The sequence below is a fragment of the Micromonospora sp. WMMD1219 genome, assembly GCF_049315215.1.
In the GTDB taxonomy this organism is placed as follows: domain Bacteria; phylum Actinomycetota; class Actinomycetes; order Mycobacteriales; family Micromonosporaceae; genus Micromonospora; species Micromonospora tulbaghiae.
Genome location: NZ_CP186057.1, coordinates 6,883,661 through 6,902,672, shown reverse-complemented (window position 1 = coordinate 6,902,672; position 19,012 = coordinate 6,883,661). Strand labels below are relative to the sequence as shown.

16 protein-coding genes, 1 pseudogene and 1 riboswitch are annotated in these 19,012 nt (G+C 74.6%); of the genes and pseudogenes, 9 read left to right on the top strand and 8 right to left on the bottom strand.

Annotated features, from left to right (window positions below; all coding sequences use genetic code 11):
• Together ACN27C_RS32200 and ACN27C_RS32195 are read right to left on the bottom strand one after the other, a co-directional pair.
• Positions 1-1,014 (bottom strand): annotated as a pseudogene (locus tag ACN27C_RS32200) (YbjN domain-containing protein); the annotation flags it as partial.
• On the bottom strand, positions 1,011-1,490 hold the full coding sequence (locus ACN27C_RS32195) for a YbjN domain-containing protein (protein WP_422750092.1): 480 nt from the start codon (positions 1,488-1,490) through the stop codon (positions 1,011-1,013). The pseudogene ACN27C_RS32200 and the gene ACN27C_RS32195, both read right to left, overlap by 4 nt.
• A 113-nt stretch (positions 1,491-1,603) precedes the next feature.
• On the opposite strand from ACN27C_RS32195, the gene ACN27C_RS32190 reads away from it, so the two are divergent.
• Complete coding sequence (locus tag ACN27C_RS32190; RefSeq protein WP_120571095.1) at positions 1,604-4,060, top strand: FtsK/SpoIIIE family DNA translocase; 2,457 nt, start codon at positions 1,604-1,606, stop codon at positions 4,058-4,060.
• A 64-nt stretch (positions 4,061-4,124) separates the two neighbouring features.
• Here the strand turns inward: ACN27C_RS32190 and ACN27C_RS32185 are convergent, their stop codons facing one another.
• Both ACN27C_RS32185 and ACN27C_RS32180 read right to left on the bottom strand, forming a co-directional pair.
• A complete protein-coding gene (locus ACN27C_RS32185; RefSeq protein WP_120571094.1) occupies positions 4,125-4,367 on the bottom strand; it encodes a hypothetical protein in 243 nt (80 codons plus the stop codon).
• 86 nt (positions 4,368-4,453) lie between these two features.
• Positions 4,454-4,768: a DMT family transporter gene (locus tag ACN27C_RS32180; protein ID WP_120571093.1), complete on the bottom strand. Its 315-nt coding sequence runs from the start codon at positions 4,766-4,768 to the stop codon at positions 4,454-4,456.
• Between the two features lie 59 nt (positions 4,769-4,827).
• A riboswitch (guanidine-III (ykkC-III) riboswitch) is annotated at positions 4,828-4,893 on the bottom strand.
• 96 nt (positions 4,894-4,989) lie between these two features.
• On the opposite strand from ACN27C_RS32180, the gene ACN27C_RS32175 reads away from it, so the two are divergent.
• From ACN27C_RS32175 to pspM, 7 genes are all read left to right on the top strand, one after another.
• Entirely contained in the window at positions 4,990-5,913 is a 924-nt protein-coding gene (locus tag ACN27C_RS32175; RefSeq protein WP_422750089.1) for an ornithine cyclodeaminase family protein, read from the top strand.
• Positions 5,914-5,962: 49 nt separating this feature from the next.
• Entirely contained in the window at positions 5,963-7,465 is a 1,503-nt protein-coding gene (rimO, locus tag ACN27C_RS32170) for a 30S ribosomal protein S12 methylthiotransferase RimO (protein ID WP_422750087.1), read from the top strand.
• Positions 7,466-7,512: 47 nt separating this feature from the next.
• On the top strand, positions 7,513-8,094 hold the full coding sequence (pgsA, locus tag ACN27C_RS32165; RefSeq protein ID WP_422751699.1) for a CDP-diacylglycerol--glycerol-3-phosphate 3-phosphatidyltransferase: 582 nt from the start codon (positions 7,513-7,515) through the stop codon (positions 8,092-8,094).
• Between the two features lie 71 nt (positions 8,095-8,165).
• The gene (locus ACN27C_RS32160; RefSeq protein ID WP_422750085.1) at positions 8,166-8,711 is read left to right on the top strand and encodes a CinA family protein; all 546 of its coding nucleotides are present in this window, start codon (positions 8,166-8,168) and stop codon (positions 8,709-8,711) included.
• A 208-nt stretch (positions 8,712-8,919) separates the two neighbouring features.
• Positions 8,920-9,360, top strand: coding sequence for a helix-turn-helix domain-containing protein (locus ACN27C_RS32155; RefSeq protein ID WP_121684125.1), 441 nt, complete (start codon positions 8,920-8,922; stop codon positions 9,358-9,360).
• A 127-nt stretch (positions 9,361-9,487) separates the two neighbouring features.
• Positions 9,488-10,339, top strand: coding sequence for a PspA/IM30 family protein (locus tag ACN27C_RS32150; protein ID WP_013284702.1), 852 nt, complete (start codon positions 9,488-9,490; stop codon positions 10,337-10,339).
• A 16-nt stretch (positions 10,340-10,355) separates the two neighbouring features.
• Positions 10,356-11,117: a phage shock envelope stress response protein PspM gene (gene pspM / locus ACN27C_RS32145; protein WP_120571087.1), complete on the top strand. Its 762-nt coding sequence runs from the start codon at positions 10,356-10,358 to the stop codon at positions 11,115-11,117.
• A gap of 494 nt (positions 11,118-11,611) precedes the next feature.
• Here the strand turns inward: pspM and ACN27C_RS32140 are convergent, their stop codons facing one another.
• Entirely contained in the window at positions 11,612-15,283 is a 3,672-nt protein-coding gene (locus ACN27C_RS32140; RefSeq protein ID WP_422750082.1) for a fibronectin type III domain-containing protein, read from the bottom strand.
• Positions 15,284-15,413: 130 nt separating this feature from the next.
• Positions 15,414-16,235: a DNA-formamidopyrimidine glycosylase family protein gene (locus tag ACN27C_RS32135; RefSeq protein ID WP_422750080.1), complete on the bottom strand. Its 822-nt coding sequence runs from the start codon at positions 16,233-16,235 to the stop codon at positions 15,414-15,416.
• Between the two features lie 108 nt (positions 16,236-16,343).
• On the opposite strand from ACN27C_RS32135, the gene ACN27C_RS32130 reads away from it, so the two are divergent.
• Positions 16,344-17,594 carry a hypothetical protein gene (locus ACN27C_RS32130; protein ID WP_364804340.1) on the top strand — a complete coding sequence of 417 codons (1,251 nt, stop codon included), beginning with the start codon at positions 16,344-16,346 and terminating at the stop codon, positions 17,592-17,594.
• A 121-nt stretch (positions 17,595-17,715) separates the two neighbouring features.
• On the opposite strand, the gene ACN27C_RS32125 is transcribed toward ACN27C_RS32130, so the two are convergent.
• Both ACN27C_RS32125 and ACN27C_RS32120 read right to left on the bottom strand, forming a co-directional pair.
• Complete coding sequence (locus tag ACN27C_RS32125) at positions 17,716-18,504, bottom strand: SAM hydrolase/SAM-dependent halogenase family protein (protein ID WP_422750078.1); 789 nt, start codon at positions 18,502-18,504, stop codon at positions 17,716-17,718.
• Complete coding sequence (locus tag ACN27C_RS32120; RefSeq protein WP_422750076.1) at positions 18,501-19,004, bottom strand: GNAT family N-acetyltransferase; 504 nt, start codon at positions 19,002-19,004, stop codon at positions 18,501-18,503. Before ACN27C_RS32120 ends, ACN27C_RS32125 begins: the two co-directional genes overlap by 4 nt.
• Positions 19,005-19,012: the final 8 nt, after the last annotated feature.

Here is a 19,012-nt window from a genome sequence, read left to right as displayed (position 1 = left end):
GGGCCGGGAGCCGTGCCCGGGGCGGTGGATGCGCCGCCCGCCCAGCCCGGCCTCGGTGGCCAGGCCGCACAGCAGCGCGCCCGCCGCGGCGAACTCCATCGCGGACAGGTCGTCGGCCGGGCGGTCCAGCTCGGGCAGTTGCTCGGTCAGGATCTCCAGCCCACGATGCAGGTATCCGCCCAGCGCGCAGAAGCGCAGGTGCGCGGCGAGCAGCGGGAACGCGGTCCGCTCGCCGCGGTGCCGGCGGTACGCGTGCACGTGCGCCCGGGCCGCCCGCGTCACCGCGCCGGTACGCAGCCACGGCAGCAGCCCCACCGCGAGCGCCCGTTCCGGCTGATCGGTGCAGGCCGTCGCCCCGGCCGCTGCCGCCTGCCGTTCGCCCCGCCGGGTCGGTGGCGCCTGCGGCTCGACCCAGCCGGTCAGCGCGGGCGCGAGCGCCGCCAGTGCCGCGTCCGGCTCGCCCCACCCGGCCAGCAGGTCGGCCCGTCGCGCCGGGGCGCACCCCGGGCAGCCGCCCACCGGGTCCGTCGGGTCCGCCGCCGACCAGCGCTCGTACGCGCGCCGGGCGGCCGGCTCGTCGCCGAGGTGGTCGGCGAGCCGGCAGCGCAGCTCCGCCACCGGCGCCGCGTCCTCGCCCAGCTCCGCGGCGAGCGCGTCCAACAGGGACCGTGCCTGGTCCAGGCCCACCCGGGGCGTGCCGAACGACGCCTCCACCGCCTGCCGCTGGTGCCGGCGCAACCGGGTCAGCTCGTCGGGGCGGGCGTCCAGCAGCCCGGGGTGCCGGGCCAGCGTGGCCCGCATCCGCCGGACCGGTTCCACCGCGCGCCACCGCTCGCCCCGGTGCAGGTACGCCTCGACCAGCGCGAACCGCGCCGACAGGGCGGTACGCGGGTCGCCGGTGGCGTCCGCCCGGGACGCGATCCGCTCCAGCTCGGCGCAGCGCTCCGCGCCGTCAGGCCGGTCCCGGGCGTCGGCGAGCGCGGCGGCCAGCCCCCGGTCGCGTGCCGTGGTCACCGGAGCGTCCCGCCGGCCAGATCGTCGACGGCGGCGGCGAGCTGGCACCCGGTGGTCACGCCACAGTCGACGAGCCGGTCGAGCTGGTGCGGGGTCACCCCGCGCTCCAGGTCGGTGGTGACCTCGCCGCACACCTGTGCCGACCCGTCGTCGGCGACGTGCACGTACGCCTTCGGCCAGAGCCGGTCGTGGTTCCACGCGTTGCAGAAGGCGTGCAGCTCGGGCACACGCTCGATGCCGAAGTGGTGCGCGACGACTGTGCGTACCTGGAGCAGCTCACCGGCCGCTCCCCGGCGGTGGAACCAGATCAGGTTGCGCTCCCAGCGGCCCACCAGCGCGCCGTCGGGTTCCTCGGCCACCGCGTACCCCCGGTGGCCGAGCACGGCGGCGATCAGCTCGCCGGTCAGCGGGCGCAGTTCCTGCGGGTGTCCGGCCAGCGGACCGTCCGGACCGTCCTCGATCTCCGGCGACGCCATCGGGCATCCCTTCTGAGGCGAATAACACAAACGACGGTCCGACCCGTGCTGCGACGCGCGGACACGACCCGGAAAAGCGGCGATCCACCGGGTGCCGCCGTTACCGTGACTCTATGGCGGGCCGTACCTCTCAGGCGAGCCGGCGGCGCGGCGCGTCGCCGCGTGGCACCACGAACAACCGCGCCCGGCAACCGGCGAAGAAGGCGGCGGCGCGGAAACCGGCGCGGCGGCGCCCGGCCCCCGGGCCGAGCCCGGCCGCGTTCGTCGGCCGGGCCGTGGGCGCCCTCTGGATGGGGCTGGCCCACTCGGTGGGCTGGGCGTTCCGGGCGGCCGGGCGGCAGGCCGCGTCCACCCGGGAACTGGATCCGGAGCACCGCCGCGACGGCGGCGGGCTGCTCCTGTTCGGCCTGGCCATCCTCAGCGCGGTGGGCATCTGGGGCGGCGGCGCCGGGCCGGTGGGCCGGCACCTGGCCGACACCGTACGCCTGTTCATCGGCGCCATCTCGATAATCCTTCCGGTGCTGTTCATGGTCGGCGCGTGGCGGCTGATGCGGAGCCCGGCCGACCCCGAGCACCGCGGTCGCGGCCTGGTCGGCTGGGGCTCGATGATGCTGGCCACCGCCGCGATGCTGCACATCGGGCAGAACCCGGTCGACGAGGTCCAGCGTGACTTCGCCGGCGGCCTGATCGGCGCGGGCGTGGGCGACCTGCTGAAGTCGGCGGTGACCGCCTGGGTGGCCATGCCGCTGCTGCTCCTGCTGCTGGTGTTCGGCCTGCTCGTGGTCACCGCGACGCCGATCAACAAGATCCCGGAGCGGCTCGGCCTGCGCGCCGACCCGGCCGGGCCGGACGTCGACGACGAGCTCGCCGAGGACGAGGCGCCGGTGAAACCGGCCCGCAAGCGCCCGGCGAAGCGGATGCCACCGCCGCTGGAGCCGCTGGACCCGGACGACGAGCTGGCCGGCGTCGACCTCCAGGAGACGCTGGTGCTGCCGCGCAAGCCGCCGAAGGTGCCGGCGAACCGCAAGCCGGTCGAGCCGCCGGAGCACTCGCCGCTGCCCACCCGCGCCGAGCAACTGGCGCTCACCGGGCTGGCCGGCGACTACACGCTGCCGCCGGCGAACCTGCTCGGCAGCGGCGCCAAGCCGAAGAGCCGCAGCAAGGCCAACGACGAGGTGATCGCGGCGCTCACAGGCGTCTTCGAGCAGTTCGACGTGGACGCCGCCGTCACCGGGTTCACCCGCGGCCCGACTGTCACCCGGTACGAGGTGGAGCTGGGCCCGGGCGTCAAGGTCGAGCGGATCACCCAGCTCTCCCGCAACATCGCGTACGCGGTGAAGTCGCCGGACGTCCGCATCCTCAGCCCGATCCCGGGCAAGAGCGCGGTCGGTGTGGAGATCCCGAACACCGACCCGGAGAACGTGTCGCTCGGCGACGTGCTGCGCTCCCGCGAGGCGACCAGCGACCACCACCCGATGGTGGTGGCGCTCGGCAAGGACATCGAGGGCGGCTACGTGGTGGCCAACCTGGCGAAGATGCCACACATCCTGATCGCGGGCGCGACCGGCGCCGGCAAGTCGTCCTGCCTCAACTCACTGCTGGTGTCCATCCTGACCCGGGCCACGCCGGACGAGGTGCGGCTGCTGCTGATCGACCCGAAGCGGGTCGAGATGACCGGCTACGAGGGCATCCCGCACCTGGTCACGCCGATCGTGACCAACCCGAAGAAGGCGGCCGACTCGCTGGAGTGGGTCGTCCGCGAGATGGACATGCGCTACGACGACCTCGCCGCCAACGGGGTCCGGCACATCGACGACTTCAACCGCAAGGTGCGCAACGGCGAGATCAAGGCGCCGCCGGGCAGCGAGCGGGAGATGCGGCCGTACCCGTACCTGCTGGTGATCGTGGACGAGCTGGCCGACCTGATGATGGTCGCGCCGCGTGACGTGGAGGACTCCATCGTCCGGATCACCCAGCTCGCCCGCGCCGCCGGCATCCACCTGGTCCTCGCCACCCAGCGGCCCTCGGTCGACGTGGTCACCGGCCTGATCAAGGCGAACGTGCCGTCCCGGCTCGCGTTCGCCACCTCCTCGCTCGCCGACTCCCGGGTCATCCTGGACCAGCCCGGCGCGGAGAAGCTGCTCGGCCGCGGCGACGGCCTGTTCCTGCCGATGGGCGCGTCGAAGCCGCAGCGCATCCAGGGCGCCTGGGTCACCGAGCGCGAGATCTCCGACGTGGTCAAGTTCTGCAAGGACCAGCGTGAGCCGGAGTTCCGCCCGGACGTGCTCGCCCCGGCGCAGGACAGCAAGAAGAAGATCGACGAGGACATCGGCGACGACCTGGACCTGCTCGTGCAGGCGGTCGAGCTGGTGGTCACCTCACAGTTCGGGTCGACCTCGATGCTCCAGCGCAAGCTGCGGGTCGGCTTCGCCAAGGCGGGCCGGCTGATGGACCTGATGGAGACCCGGGGCGTGGTCGGTCCGTCCGAGGGCTCCAAGGCCCGCGACGTGCTGGTCAAGCCGGACGAGCTGGAGGAGGTCCTGGCCGGCCTGCGCGGCGGCGAGGACTGACGGCCCCGAAACGGACGACGGCGGCCCCCACCATCAGGTGGGAGCCGCCGTCGGCGGTTCCGGGTCAGTTGATCAGCGCGGCGAAGAGCACGGTGCCGAGCACCGCGGCGACCGCGCTCGCGGCGGCGGCGTACCAGCCCAGCGGCTTGTCACCGAGGACGGCGCCGACGATGCCGAGGACGATCCCGAGGATGCCGAAGATGAGCGGGGACACGAAGAGCGCGAGGGCCGCGAAGACGAACGCGACGATCGTGCAGATCCGGGCGGCGTTGCTGCGCGGACGGGCGCTGGCGTGGATGTCGGCCATGGGGTTCCTCCGTGAGTGATCTCGCTGTGGCTACGGAGGATCCGGTACCCCGGGGGTTGCACCGTCCAAACCGGATGACGCACCGATCAGCTGAACAGCTTCAGCCCGATCACGCCGGCCACCACCAGCAGCAGGCAGGCCACCCGTGGCAGGTTGACCGGTTCGCCGAGCGCGAGCATGCCGACCAGCGCGGTACCGAGCGCGCCGATGCCCACCCACACCGCGTAGCCGGTGCCGACCGGGATGTCGCGCAGCGCGTACGCCAGGCCGGCCATGCTCGCCACCAGCGTGACGGCGAAGACGGCGGAGGGGAGGGGGCGGGTGAAGCCGGCGCTGCGGTCCAGCGCGATCGCCCACGCGGTCTCCAGCAGTCCGGAGATCACCAGCACGATCCAGGCCATGGGTATCACCTCTGACGGACGGGCCCGGCGCGGGAGCGGGCCGGGCGACGGTCGGGTCACGCGGGGCGTCTTGGCCTGACCGGGTACGCCCACCACTCGTCCGGGACGGCCCAGGGGCCGTCGTGGCCGACGGTAGCACCGGGCGGGCCGGACCGGCGGCGTGGTGAGAAACGCCACCATGGGTGGAGTTGACGTCAACTTCAAGTTGCAGGATGGATGCCATGACCCTGCTCTTCTCCGACGACGACGTCGCGGCCGCCGTGGACGCCCCGCTCACCGTCGCGGCCATGCGGGACGCGCTGCTGGCCGCGTACGCCGGGCGGCTCATCGCCCCGCCCCGGGCGTCCGCGCCGCTGGACGGGGGCCGGATGGTGCTCACCGCCGGACACCTCACCGGGCAGTGGTACGGCTTCCGCTCGTACGACACGTTCGGCCACCCGGAGAGCGGTCAGCTCGTCGTGCTGCACGACGCGACCACCGGCGCGGTACGCGCCATCGCCGTCGGCGAGGAGCTGGGCTCCCGGCGTACCGGAGGACTCGGTGGCGTGGCGGTCGACGCCCTGGCCCGCGCGGACGCCGCCACGGTCGGCGTGGTGGGGTCCGGCCGGCAGGCCTGGACCCAGGTCTGGGCCGCGGCGGCGGTCCGGCCGCTGCGCGAGGTGACCGTGTACAGCCGCTCGGCGGCCCGGCGGGAGACGTTCGCCGCGCGGGTCCGCGCCGAACTGGACGTGCCGGCCCGCGCCGTCGGCTCGGCCACCGCCGCGGTACGCGACCGGGACGTGGTGGTGCTCGCCACCACCAGCACCGCCCCGGTGCTCGACGCCGCCGACCTGGCCCCCGGCACCCACGTCAACACGGTCGGCTTCAAGCAGACCGACCGGCACGAGTTCGGCACCGACCTGCTCGACGCCGCCGACCTGCTGGTCACCGACTCACCCGGGCAGGCCGCCGCGTACGTGCCGCCGATGCTCGCCGCCGTCGAGCCGTACGCCGGGCGGCTGCGTGACCTGGGCGCGGTGCTGGCCGGCGCGCTTCCCGGCCGGACCACCGCGGACCAGATCTCGGTCTTCTGCTCCACCGGCCTGGCCGGCACGGAGGTGTTCCTCCTCGACCGGCTGGCCCGGGTGGCCGTTCCCGCCCGCTGAACCGGCCGGACGGGTGCGCGGCGGTCCGGAACCGGCCCGGTACCCTCGGATGGTGTCTGCCTCCTCCTCCACCCCGCGATCCGACGGGCGCCGCGTCGCCCTGCTGACCCTCGGCTGTGCCCGCAACGAGGTCGACTCGGAGGAGCTGGCCGCCCGGCTGCACGCCGACGGATGGCAGGTCACCACCGACGGCGAGGGCGCCGACGTGGTGGTGGTGAACACCTGCGGGTTCGTGGAGAAGGCCAAGCAGGACTCGATCCAGACGCTGCTGGCCGCCGCCGACACCGGCGCCAAGGTCGTCGCCGCCGGGTGCATGGCCGAGCGGTACGGCCGTGAGCTGGCCGACAGTCTCCCCGAGGCGCAGGCGGTGCTGAGCTTCGACGACTACCCGGACATCGCCGCCCGGCTCGACTCGGTGCTGGCCGGCGAGGCGATCGGCGCGCACACCCCCCGCGACCGGCGGGAACTGCTGCCGCTGACCCCGGTGAAGCGCCGCGACGCGGCGGTGTCGCTGCCCGGGCACGGCACCCCGACCCGGGTCGCACCGGAGACCGACGCGCACACCCCGGCCCACCTGCGGCAGGTGCTGCGGCACCGGCTCGACACCGGCCCGGTGGCGTCGCTGAAGCTCGCCAGCGGCTGCGACCGGCGGTGCGCGTTCTGCGCCATCCCGGCGTTCCGCGGCGCGTTCGTCTCGCGTACCCCCGACGAGCTGCTCGCCGAGGCCGAGTGGCTGGCCAAGACCGGCGTACGGGAGCTGGTGCTGGTCAGCGAGAACTCCACCTCGTACGGCAAGGACCTGGGCGACCCCCGCGCGCTGGAGAAGCTCCTGCCGCAGCTCGCCGCGATCGACGGGATCGTGCGGGTCCGCGCCAGCTATCTCCAGCCCGCGGAGACCCGGCCCGGCCTGGTCGAGGTGATCGCCACCACGCCGGGCGTGGCCGCGTACTTCGACCTGTCGTTCCAGCACTCCAGCGAGCCGGTGCTGCGCCGGATGCGGCGCTTCGGCTCCACCGACCGGTTCCTGGAGCTGCTCGCCTCCGCCCGCGAGCTGGCGCCGGACGCGGGCGCGCGCAGCAACTTCATCGTCGGCTTCCCCGGCGAGACGAAGCAGGACGTGGCCGAGCTGGTCCGGTTCCTCACCGAGGCGCGGCTGGACGCGATCGGCATGTTCGACTACAGCGACGAGGACGGCACCGAGGCCGCCGGCCTGACCGGCAAGGCCTCCGCCGCCACGATCAAGCGGCGGTACGACAAGCTCAGCGCGCTGGCCGACGAACTCTGCTCGCAGCGCGCCGAGGAACGCCTCGGCGCGACGGTGGACGTGCTCGTGGACTCGACCGCCGACGGCGTGGTGGAGGGGCGGGCCGCCCACCAGGCGCCCGAGGTCGACGGCTCGACCACGCTCGTCGCGCCCGTCGGCGGCGGCGTGGATCTGGCCGCGCTGCGCCCCGGCGACCTGGTCCGGGCCACTGTGACCGCGACCGAGGGTGTCGACCTGGTCGCCGTACCGGATGAGATGATCTCGGCGGCGCCCGGCGCGGTACGGTGACGGCGGGCCCGGACGGAGCGGGGAAGCCACGTGGGGCGATGCGGGACATGACGGGAGCGGAGTCGACGGCGGCTGCCCCCGTACCGCTGCTCAACGCGGCGAACCTGCTCACCGGCGCGCGCCTGGTGCTGGTGCCGGTCTTCGCGGCCACCGTGATCGCCTCCGGCATGAGCGACGCGGGCTGGCGTACGGCCGCCTGCGTGATCTTCGTGGTGGCCTCCGCGACCGACCTGGTCGACGGCTGGATCGCCCGCCGGTACGAACTGGTCACCTCGCTGGGCAAGGTCGCCGACCCGATCGCCGACAAGGCGCTCACCGGCGCCGCCCTGGTGCTGCTCTCCTTCTACGACCGGCTGCCCTGGTGGGTGACGGTGGTGATCCTGGCCCGCGAGCTGGGCATCACCGGGCTGCGCTTCTGGGTGATCCGGCACGGGGTGATCGCCGCCAGCCGGGGCGGCAAGGTCAAGACCGCACTGCAGATCCTGGCCATCACCTGGTACCTCTGGCCGATGCCGGAGGCGCTCGCCGCGATCGGGCCGTGGATCATGGGAGCGGCCGTGGTGGTCACCGTGGTCACCGGGTTCGACTACATCGCCCAGGCGTTGCGGCTGCGCCGCCCGGCCCGTTGAGCCGGTCGGCGGGCCCGTCGATCCGGGCAGCCGACGAGTAAGCCGGCGCGGTGCGGGAAATGGGGGCGGGCATGGAAACCGACGCGAGAGACCACCGGCCCGCCGGCAGCCCGGCGGCCGCCGTGGTGCACCGGCTGCACGAGTGCGGCGAGACGCTGGCCACCGTCGAGTCGCTGACCGGAGGCCTGCTCGCCGCCGCGATCGTGGAGATCGCCGGGGTCAGCTCGATCTACCGGGGCGGCATGGTGGTCTACGCCACCGAACTCAAGGCGACGCTCGCCGGCGTACCGCAGGACCTGCTGGCCGACCGCGGCCCGGTCGACCCGGACGTGGCGGCCGCGCTGGCCGAGGGCGGACGGCAGCGGTGCGGCGCCGACTGGGGCCTGGCCACCACCGGTGTGGCCGGGCCGGAACCGCAGGACGACAAGCCGGTCGGCCTGGTCTACGTGGCGGTCGCCGGGCCGGACGGCACGCAGGTGCGCCGGCTCGACCTCGACGGCGGCCGCGACCACATCCGTTCGGCCGCGGTGATCGAGGCGCTGCGCCTGCTCGCCGACCGCATCCAGCTCCCCCAGGACGCCGGCGCGCCCGATCCGGCCGGGGCCGGCCACCGGTGAGCCGGCGTCACACCGGCACGCCCGGCGGCGGGACCGCCGGACCGGCCGATCCGCCCGGATTGGGGAGGCGGGGTGGGATGTCGTCGTGGCGACCAACGGGTACGGTTGCGGGAAGGCTCCGGCGGTCGCCGTCGGCGCCGGAGCGGTCCGCCGCGTCCGGCGCGACGCGAACGGCCGGGGATGGTGGTCCCGCTCAGGGGGAGGTGCGATGGTCCTGCTACGCCGGGTGATCGGTGACGCGCTGCGCGCACGCAGGCAGGGGCAGCACCGCACCCTCCGCGAGGTCTCCTCCGCGGCCAACGTCAGCCTCGGCTACCTCTCCGAGATCGAACGCGGCCAGAAGGAACCCTCCAGCGAGTTGCTGGCCGCGATCTGCGACGCGCTCGGCGCCCGCCTGTCCGAGCTGCTGCGCGAGGTGAGCGACACGGTCGCCCTGGCCGAGCAGATGCCCGGCGTGCTGGTGCCGGTGGCCGACGAGCCGGCCCCGGTGGCCCCGGCCGCCGTCCGCAAGGCGACGAACAGGGGTGTCCGCCAGGTCACCTCCGACGGCGGGGTCGCCGTCCAGGTCCGGCAGGACTCGCCGCTCAAGGCCACGCTGCGCAGCACCCGCGTACGTCCCGCCGAGCGGGATGTGGTCTGCGCCGCCTGACCCCGGCCACGGCGTCGTGGGCAGTGCTGGCGTTCGCGTCGTACTGTTGATCAGGAGCGTACGGGTGCCGGAGTGGCGTCCGGCTGGGACGATGTAGGCGCGACGCTACTGAGGGGACGAGGCGGAGATGGCGAACCCGTTCGTCAAGGGTTGGAAGTACCTGATGGCGCTCTTCGGCGCGAAGATCGACGAGCACGCCGATCCGAAGGTGCAGATCCAGCAGGCCGTCGAGGAGGCGCAGCGCCAGCACCAGGCGCTGGTGCAGCAGGCGGCGGCGGTGATCGGCAACCAGCGCCAGCTGGAGATGAAGCTGTCCCGGCAGATGACCGAGGTCGAACAGCTCCAGGGCAACGCGCGGCAGGCGCTGGCGGTGGCCGACCAGGCCCGGGGCCGGGGCGACGAGGCCGAGGCCGGGCGCTACGAGCAGACCGCCCAGATGCTGGCGACCCAGCTGGTCTCCGCGGAGCAGGCGCTGGAAGACCTCAAGACGCTGCACGACCAGGCGCTCGGCGCGGCCGCACAGGCCCGCAAGGCGGTCGAGAACAACTCGATGATCCTCCAGCAGAAGCTGGCCGAGCGCACCAAGCTGCTCAGCCAGCTGGAGCAGGCCAAGATGCAGGAGAGCGTGGCCCGCTCGCTGGAGTCGATGTCGTCGCTCACCGCGCCCGCCAACACCCCCTCGCTGGACGAGGTCCGTGACCGGATCGAACGCCGCTACGCCACCGCCATGGGCCGGGCCGAACTGGCTGGCAACTCGGTCGAGGGCCGGATGCTGGAGATCCAGAAGGCCACGCTCGACTCGGCCGGATCGGCGAGACTGGAGCAGATCCGGTCGAGCATGGCCGGCGAGCAGCTCGGCAGCCGGTCCGAGACCCCCGCCGTGGGGCAGCCGGCCGACCCGGCCGCCGCCGCCCGGCTCGACGAGATCCGGGCCAGCATGAGCCGGGAACGCGGCACCGGGGAGACCACGACCGGCTGACGGAGGGGCGGACACGATGGCGGACGAACGGGCCCGGCACTTCCGGAGGCTGCGCAGACTGCGCAACTCGGCGCGGCGGTGGAGCGTGCTGGCCGGAGGGCTCGGCGGCGCCGCCGCGGTGCTGACCCCGTACGCCGGACTGGGTCTGGCGGACGCGGCCTGGGCCGGCGCCGCGGGCAGCGCGATCGCGGTGGCCGCCTGGCGCTGGGTCGACCACCGCGCGCTCGCCGCCGTGCCGCCACCGCCCGCGCTCGACCCGGCCGAGGCCGCCGCCCGCTCCCGCGCCCGGCTGGTCGCCGCCGTCGAGCGGCTGCCCGTCGGCCCGGGCGTCGTGGCCGAGGTACGCCGGGTCCGTTCCCGCCTCGCACTGCGCGGCACCGCCGCGGCCGAACCGTGGGCCCGGCTGGACCGGGCCGCGCTCACCCTGGCCGGGCTGGCCGGTCGGCTCACCGGGCTGGCCGAGCCGGCGGTACGCGAGGCGGCCGAGGCCGACCGTTCCCTGCGCGAGCTGGCGACCCGGGTGGCGGGCGTGGAACGCGCGGCGAAGCTGACCCCGCAGAGCCCGCTGAACGAGGTGCACGCCACGCTGGTGACCCAGTTGGAGGACGGGGTGGCCGCGTACGAGCGGCTGGTGGTGGCCGCCGCCGGGTACGTGGCCGAGGACGCGCGCCCGAACACCGAACACCCGGCCGCCGCGCGCCTGACCGAGGCCACCGACCTGCTGCACGGCGTAGCCTCCGCCCTGGCCGAACTCCGCACCCCGCTGCGCGCCCCCTGACAGCCCTCCCTGCCTCGCTGTCTCCCCGGCCCTGCTGCCGGCCCTGCTCCCGGCTCTCCCCGTTGATCAAGGAGTTTGTGTCCTCCCACCGCCCGAATCCGGACACAAACCCCTTGATCACCGACCCTGGGCGCCCTGGCGCCCTGGACCGGCCGGCCCGCCCGACCTGCACGATCATGAGGTTGACGGCAACTTCGATCTCCATTCCTGCCGCCAACCTCATGATCACCGGGTTCCTGCCGGGCGCGGCGGCGCGCCGTCCGCCGGCCTCTCCGCTCTCTGCGCTGTCCGCTCTCTCCGCTCTCTGCGGTGATCAAGGAGTTTGTGTCCGGATCGGACTCGCTACAGGACCCAAACTCCTTGATCACCGGAGCAGAGCGGGGCCGAACGCCCGGGGAGCGGGTGCCTCGGCTGGGTGATCATGAAGTTGGCGGGGATGTTGATCTCTGAAACTGCCGCTAACTTCATGATCAACGCCGAGGGAGAGGGGTGGGTTAGGTGGGGGTGGTTTTGGGGGTGGGAGGGGTCCAGGGGGAGGTGCCTACGACGTTTGTGGCGCGTACCCGGTAGTGGTAGGTCGCACCGCGGGCCAGGCCTGTGTTGGTGAAGCCGCGACCGGTCACGTGGAACGTCGCCGGGTCGCGGGTGAAGGCGGCGTCGGTGGCGCGCTGCACGACGAACCCGGCGCCCGGTCCGGCCGGCGTCGGCGCCGACCAGCTCACCGTCACGGTCGCGGTGTCCGGCCCGGACACGCTCGCGGTGACGCTCACCCCGGTCGGCGCGACAGGCCGGGCCGGGGTGGTCACCGCGGCCACCGTGGACCAGGGGGAGGCGGCGCCCAGGTACGTCGTGCGTACCCGGTAGTAGTACGTGGTGTCCGGCGCGACGGCCGGGTCCACGTGGGCCTCGCCCACGGCGATGGCCGTGGTGCCCGGACCGCTGGTGAACGTGGGGTTGGTGGCCCGCTGCACGTCCACTCCGGTGGCGAACGAGTGGTTGGCCCAGCGCAGCGCCACCCGCAGCGGCGCGGTCGGTGGCAGCACCGCGGTCAGCCGGGTCGGCGCGGCCAGGTGCACCGCCGCCGGTACGGCGTTGGACCAGGACGAGCAGCTCACCGCGTTCTCGGCCCGGATCCGGTAGTGGTAGGTGACGCCGGGGGTGACAGTGGCGTCGGTGTACCGGGTGGCGGTGGCGGCCACTGTGATCTCGGTCAGCCCGGTGGTGAAGGTGCTGTCGGTGGCGCGTTGCAGCCGGTGGCTGGTGGGTACGGGCCGGCTGCCGTTGCCGGTCCAGGTCAGCGCGATGGCGGGTAGTGCGGTGGCGCTGCCGGGCGCCGGGGTGGCGGTGAGCCCGGTCGGCGCCTTGGGCGCCACGCGCAGCACCAGCGGGCGGCTCATGCCCTGGTCGCGCAGTCCGGCGGAGCGGGTCTGCCAGCGGTACTCCCAGCCCAGGTTCACCAGCTGGTTGACCACGACCGCGGGACGGCCGTCCACCGGGCTGACCGGGCCGGCGTCCAGCCGTGCGCCGGCCGGGCGGGTCGGGTCGAGCAGCCGTACGCTGTCGCCGATCTTGAACGGCAGGGCTGGTGGGACGGGACGCAGCGCCACCACGACGTCCTCCCGGGGGTTGACCCGGACGGTGTCCTTCCACCCCAGCTCGCCCGGGTCCGGCGGGCGGACCGTGCCGTCCCAGCCGACCCGGTTGACCAGTTGCACGTCGCAGCCCTCGATGTGGACCGGGTGGGTACGCGGGGCGTCGCCGACGATCCGCCAGAGCTGCGTGCCGTCGCCGGGCGCGCCGACCGCCACGGCCGGGTCGGTGGCGTGCAGCACCTCGGTGGCCGGGTCGGCCGGTCCCAGCGGCAGGGTGGCCGGGGCGAGTGGCCCGGCGACCGGGTGGCCGACGCCGAGCCGTCCCACCGCGCGGCCGTGCCGGGCCTCGAACACCTGCCCGACCGACTTCACCGTCAGCGGCAACGTGACCGGGGCGGTCGCGCCGGCCGGGGTGAACGTGACCGAGGTGGCTCGCGCGGGAACGAGCGTCGGGCGTGGGGTGGAGGTGCCGATCGCGGCGTCGTACGCGGGTTGCGGCACGATCGGCGGCGGCTGGCTGCGGGCGTACGCCCCTGGTAGCCGGTCGGCGAGCCGCCGCGTGTCGTACGGCTGGGCCGGGGTGCCGGTCACCCGGATCTGGAGCAGGGTACGGGTGTTCGGGCCGTATCCGGGGCGGGCCGGCGGCAGGCCCCCGGCGGGGGTGCGGTCCGGTGCGCCGGTGTGGTGGTCGTGGCGCGGGTCGAACCGGGGCAGCGGCGCGGGGCAGTCGTTGTAGAGGATGAGCGTGCTGCCGGGGGCCACTGTGGAGAAGTCCACCACCACGTCGGCGCGTTCGCCGGGGGCGAGCAGCAGCGCGTGCCCGTCGACGTTGAGCACCGTCGGGTCCTGCCTGTCGTACCGGTAGTCCACCGGCCGGTTGGTCAGCACCACCGGGGCGGGGAGCAGGCCGCCCTCGTTGCCGATCTGGATCATCTCGGGTCCGGCGGCGGCCGGGTCGGGCACGCCGCCGTCGCGTCCGTCCGTCGGCCAGTAGGCGGGCCGCCCCGGCGCGCGTACCGCCTCGACCATGGGCACCTCACCGGCGGCCGGGTCGGCCGGGCTGCCGTCGGGCGCCCACATCGGCGCGTCCGAGGCGGCCCGGTAGAGCTGGAGGTTGAGCGCCCGGTCCGCACAGGCGTTGAGGATCCGGAACCGGTACGCCCGTGGCGCCACCTCCAGGTACGGGTAGGCCACGCCGTTGACCAGCGGGGTGTCGCCGTACGCGTCGGGGACCGCCGACGGGTGCGGGACGCCCGGTACCAGCGGCGGCTCGTCGGGGTCGGTGTCGGGGTCGTGGTGCGGGTTCGGCACCGGGGCGACCCACGGGCTGGCGCCGCCGTCCGGGTCGTGGATCCACGGCCCGTAGTCCCAGCGTCCGGTCGGGTTGGTGCCGGTGAGCCGGTACGGGTTCTGCCGCGGCTGGTAGACGTGCGGGTGCCAGAGGCTGCCCTTGGCGCCCCAGCGGTCCCGGTCCCAGGTGGGGTCCTGGGCGGCGAGCTGCGCGTCGTCGGGCACGAACGTCTTGTCCTCGATCACCAGCGGGAACTGGTCGACGGGCAGCACGCCGTCGTCGACGAGCCGTTCCTCGGCCGGGTCGGTGAGCAGGTAGAGCGCGATCTGCCCGGAGTAGACGGTGAGCCGGGACAGGCCGAGCGTGTTGTCGTGCAGCCACATGAGCCGGCCGCTCTGGTCGTTCGGGAAGTACAGCGTGGTGGCGCCCGCGCCGGGCGGCGGCATGTCCGGCACCGGCGTCAGACCCACACCCGTCGGGTACGGCGTGATCTCACCGGCCGGGGTCACCCACTGCCACGGGTTGCCGGCGCTGATCCACCCGGTCTGCGCGCCGGACAGGTGCGGCACGGCCCGGTTCTGCGGGTACGGCGCGGGACCGTCGAGCGGCCCGTCACCGGCGCCGTCGACTGTCTCGTCGACCGGCAGGAACAGCTCGCCGGCCCGTCCGGTGGGGAGCTGGTTGATGAACTTGATGCGCACCGGGCGGCCCCGCCGGGCCACGATCATCGGGCCGAGGTGCCAGGGGCGGCCGGGCGGGCTGACCGTGTTGTGCCCGGAGGGGTCGGTGCCCAGGTTGAGCTGGCGGTAGCCGCGCAGCCGGGTGGCGGGCAGGTCGCGGTGCAGGCGCTGCGCGTACTCCTGGAGGCCGATCTCGTAGTAGTCGCAGCCCGGCCAGGTGATGGTGTCGGGGACGGCGACGGGCAGGCGGGCGCCGAGCCCGGCGGTGGCCGGCTGCCCGGGTAGCGGCAGCGGGTCGACGAACTTGCGGATGCCGGTGCCGGGGACCGGGTGGCCGTCCGGGTCGAGCGTGGGCAGCGGGCTGGCGGCGGTGTTCGGCACCGGGCCGAACAGGCGCGGGACGGCGGCCGGGTCGAGGCTGGCCGGGGCCGGGCCGCCGCCCGGTTCCTCGTCGCCGCCGCGAGCGGCCGGAACGGCGGGCGCGACGGAACCGGCGGGCGTCGGGGCACCGGCGGGCACGGGCGGCGTGGTCTCCTCGGCGACGACGGCGGCGATGGCGGCGCGGTCCGGACGTCCGGGCCGGCTGCGGCGGAACAGCACCATGGCTCTCCCCGGGGTCGGGGCGCGCCGGCCGACACCCCGGCGTGGCGGGCGTACGCGCTGCTGACGATCCGTGAGCGGTCCACCGCAGCATGCGACGTCACAGGGGTGAGGCGGAAGTACCCAATCGTCCCTATCTCGGCCGATCTTGGGCGTTTGGTGGAAGTTCCACGCCGGGCTGGCAGGCCGGGCACCAGTAGGTGACCCGTTCGCCCAGTTCCTCCTTGCGGACGGCGGTCCCGCAGCGGCGGCACGGCTGGGCCCGGCGGCCGTACACGTAGCTGGTGCCACCCCGGTGCAGCGCCCCCGTGGTGCTCTGCGTCCAGCGGCCCCGGTTGGCCGCCAGCAGCCGCTGGGCCAGCGCGACAGTGGCCGGCAGGTCCGGCACCGCGCCGACCGGCGTCCACGGCGACACGCCGCGCAGGAACAGCACCTCGCACTTGTAGAGGTTGCCCACCCCGGCCAGGTTGCGCTGGTCGAGCAGCGCCTCACCGATGGTGCGGTCCGGGTCGGCGGCGAGCCGGCGGACCGCCTCGTCCGCGTCCCAGTCCGGGCCGAGCAGGTCCGGGCCGAGGTGGCCGACGAGCGACTCCTCGTCGGCGGTCGGCACCAGCGCCAGCTCGTGCAGGTGGTAGCCGACGGCGACCGCGGCGGGGGAGCGCAGCACCACCCGGATCAGGTGCGCCGGCCGCGCGGTCCAGCGCTCACCCGGGGCGTAAGCCCGCCACGCGCCGTCCATCCGCAGGTGCGAGTGCAGCGTCCAGGGCTCGGCGTCGGTGCCGGTCAGGCGCAGCAGCAAATGCTTGCCCCGGCTCGCCGACTCGCGCACCGTCCAGCCGGTCAGGTCGGTGGTGGCGAGCTGTGGCACGCGGAAGTCGGACCCGGTGAGCCGGGCCCCGGCCAGCGCGCGTTGCAGGACGCGCGCGGTGTTCCAGACGGTGTCGCCTTCGGGCACCCCGCCATTGTCCCCTATCGAATGGAATTCGCATGTGTCGCTATTTGTACTGAGGTTCCACTTGATCTGCGGAAACGCAACGATCAGGGGGTTCTGAGGAGAATGCTGATGGCACATCTACGACGTCGTACCGTCGTCGCCCTGACCGCCCTGCTCACCGTGGCCGCCGGCCTGCCCGGCACGCCCGCGCAGGCCGCGCCCCCGCCCACCGCCGCACCGGCACGCGCCGCCGCGCCCGGCTCCGAACGCTGGTCCGTCGACCTCGCCGTCGCCGGCGGCGACGACGTCAACGTCGCCTGGCGGTCCGGCCGCCTGCGGCTGGCCGACCCACGGCCCACCGCCCGCACCCGCCCGGCCGCCGTCGCCGGACCGGTCGCCGAGGGCATCCTGCTCTCCGCGCCGCGCGCCCTGGACCGGCCCGCGACCCGGGTACGCGCACAGCTCGCCGCCCGCACCGGCGACGGGGGTACGGCGGTGGCCCAGGTACGCGGCTGGCGTGCCCGCGGCTGGACCGAGTGGCGCGACGCCACCGAGGCGGTGTTCGACCAGCCGGTCAGCCGGGTCCAGGCGCGCGTGGTGCTGACCACCAGCGACTCCGCGTCGGAGGCCACCGTCACCGGGCTGACGCTCGCCGCCGACTCGGTCGCCACCACGGCGGTCCAGCCGGCCGCCGCGCTCAAGTACCGGGTGTACGCGACCCGGATCGGCCTGGTCGGCGGCATCACCGCCAACGGGCACACGGTGCGGACCCGGGACCACTTCGCGGCGCTGCCCACCCGGCGCGGCCTGTCCCCGCGCGGCACCGGCGACTACACGGTCAAGGTCTGCACCACGAGCGGCAGCCGCTGCGAGTACGCCCCGGTCTGGGACGTCGGCCCGTGGAACACCCGGGACGACTGGTGGAACCCGGCTTCGGTCCGGGAGAACTGGAAGGACCTGCCGCGCGGGAAGCCGGAGGCGCAGGCCGCCTACCAGGACAACTACAACGGCGGGCGGGACCAGTTCGGCCGTACCGTGCGCAACCCGGCCGGACTGGACCTGGCCGACGGGACGTTCTGGGACGGGCTGCGGCTCACCGACAACGCGTGGGTGGACGTGACGTTGCTGTGGACCGGCGGCGGGACGCGGGCCGTTGTCGGCTCCGGGCCGCTGAACCTGCGCGCCGGGGCGAGCACCTCGTACGCGAGCCGAGGGCTGGCCGCCACGTACGCCCACGTGCCGGTGCAGTGCTATGTGACCGGGCAGAAGATCGCCGGTACGTACCGCACCACGACGAGGTGGTACCGCCTGGTGGGCGGCAACTACGTCAGCCACGCCTACCTGTCCTCGATCTACGGCGGCACAGTCCCCCGCTGCTGACCCGTGCCGCCCTCCCCTCGCCGACCTCCTCCGCGATCTTGCAGTTTCGGCCCTCTCGCCGGGGCATTCGCCCCTTGTGCCGGGGCGCCAACTGCAAGATCGCGGGGGGAGGCGGGCGGGGTCAGGGGTTGGTGATTCTGATCAAGGCGCCTGGGGTGGTTTGGAGGGTGTCGGCGGCTCGGCCGGTGTTGACCGCTACGGCCACCAGGCCGGCGGAGTCGACGTAGACCACCAGGGTGCCGGGTTCGGCATCGCCGAACGTGCGGCCGTGCACCGCCTCGTGGCCGTTCACCAGGACCCGGGACGGCAGGCCGTCGAGCAGCGCGCCCGGCGCGGCGAGCTGGACGTTGCCGAAGTGGTCGACGGTCAGCACCTCGGCGGTGAGGCCGCCCGGCTCGGCGCGTACCACCGGTTCCGGCAGCCGGACCAGCGCGCCCGGGTCCACTGCCGGTCCCGCCTCGCCCGGCGGCGCGCCCAGCGCCAGCCGGGCGGCCACCGGCGCGAACACGTCCCGCCCGTGGAACGTGCGGGACACGACCGGGCCGAGCCAGTCCGGGTTGGTCAGCTCCACCGCGGCGGTCACCCCGCCGAGCGCCTCCGCGGCCGGGACCAGCAGCCCGTTGTCCGGCCCCACGAGCAGCCCGCCGGGCGCGGCGAGCGCGATCCCGCGCCGCGTCGTGCCGACACCCGGGTCGACCACCGCCACGTGCACGCCCCACGGCAGGTGCGGCACCGTCTGCGCGAGCACCGCCGCGCCCCGGCGTACGTCGGCCGGTGGGATCAGGTGCGTCACGTCGATCACCCGGACGGCCGGGGCGAGCCGGGCCAGCACCCCGTGGCACGCCGCCACGAACCCGTCGGACAGCCCGTAGTCGGTGGTCAGCGAGACACACCGAGGGGTGCCGGTCACTTGTCGCCCGCCGGGGTCAGGTGCCGCGCCAGGCGCAGCTCGTCGTGCAGCGGGATCCCGTCCGCACCGACGTGCGGAATGGTCGGCTTGACCGCCCGGGCCCGGTCCACAGCGCCCGTGTCCACCGCGACGATCCGCAGCCCCCGGCGCTGGTAGAAGCGCAGCGCGCCCAGGTTGTCGTTGGTGGTGACCAGCCAGATCCGGTCCGCCCCGGCAGCGGTGGCCGCCTCCTCGACGGCGGCCAGCAGGGCGCTGCCGGCCCCGGTGCCGGGCGTCGACGCGGCCAGGCTCACCACTTCCAGCCCGTCGGTGTCGACCCGGTACACCAGCGCACCGGCGAACGCGCCGTCGTCGTCGACCGCCACCAGCGCGGGCAGGTCACGCAGGTCGTAGCGGGTGTCGTGGACCACCACGATCGGCCCGCCCCACTCCCGTTCGTGCAACGCCGTCAGCGCGGCGCGGTCCTCGTCGCGCGCCTGACGTACCCGGATCGAGGCCACCGGCACAC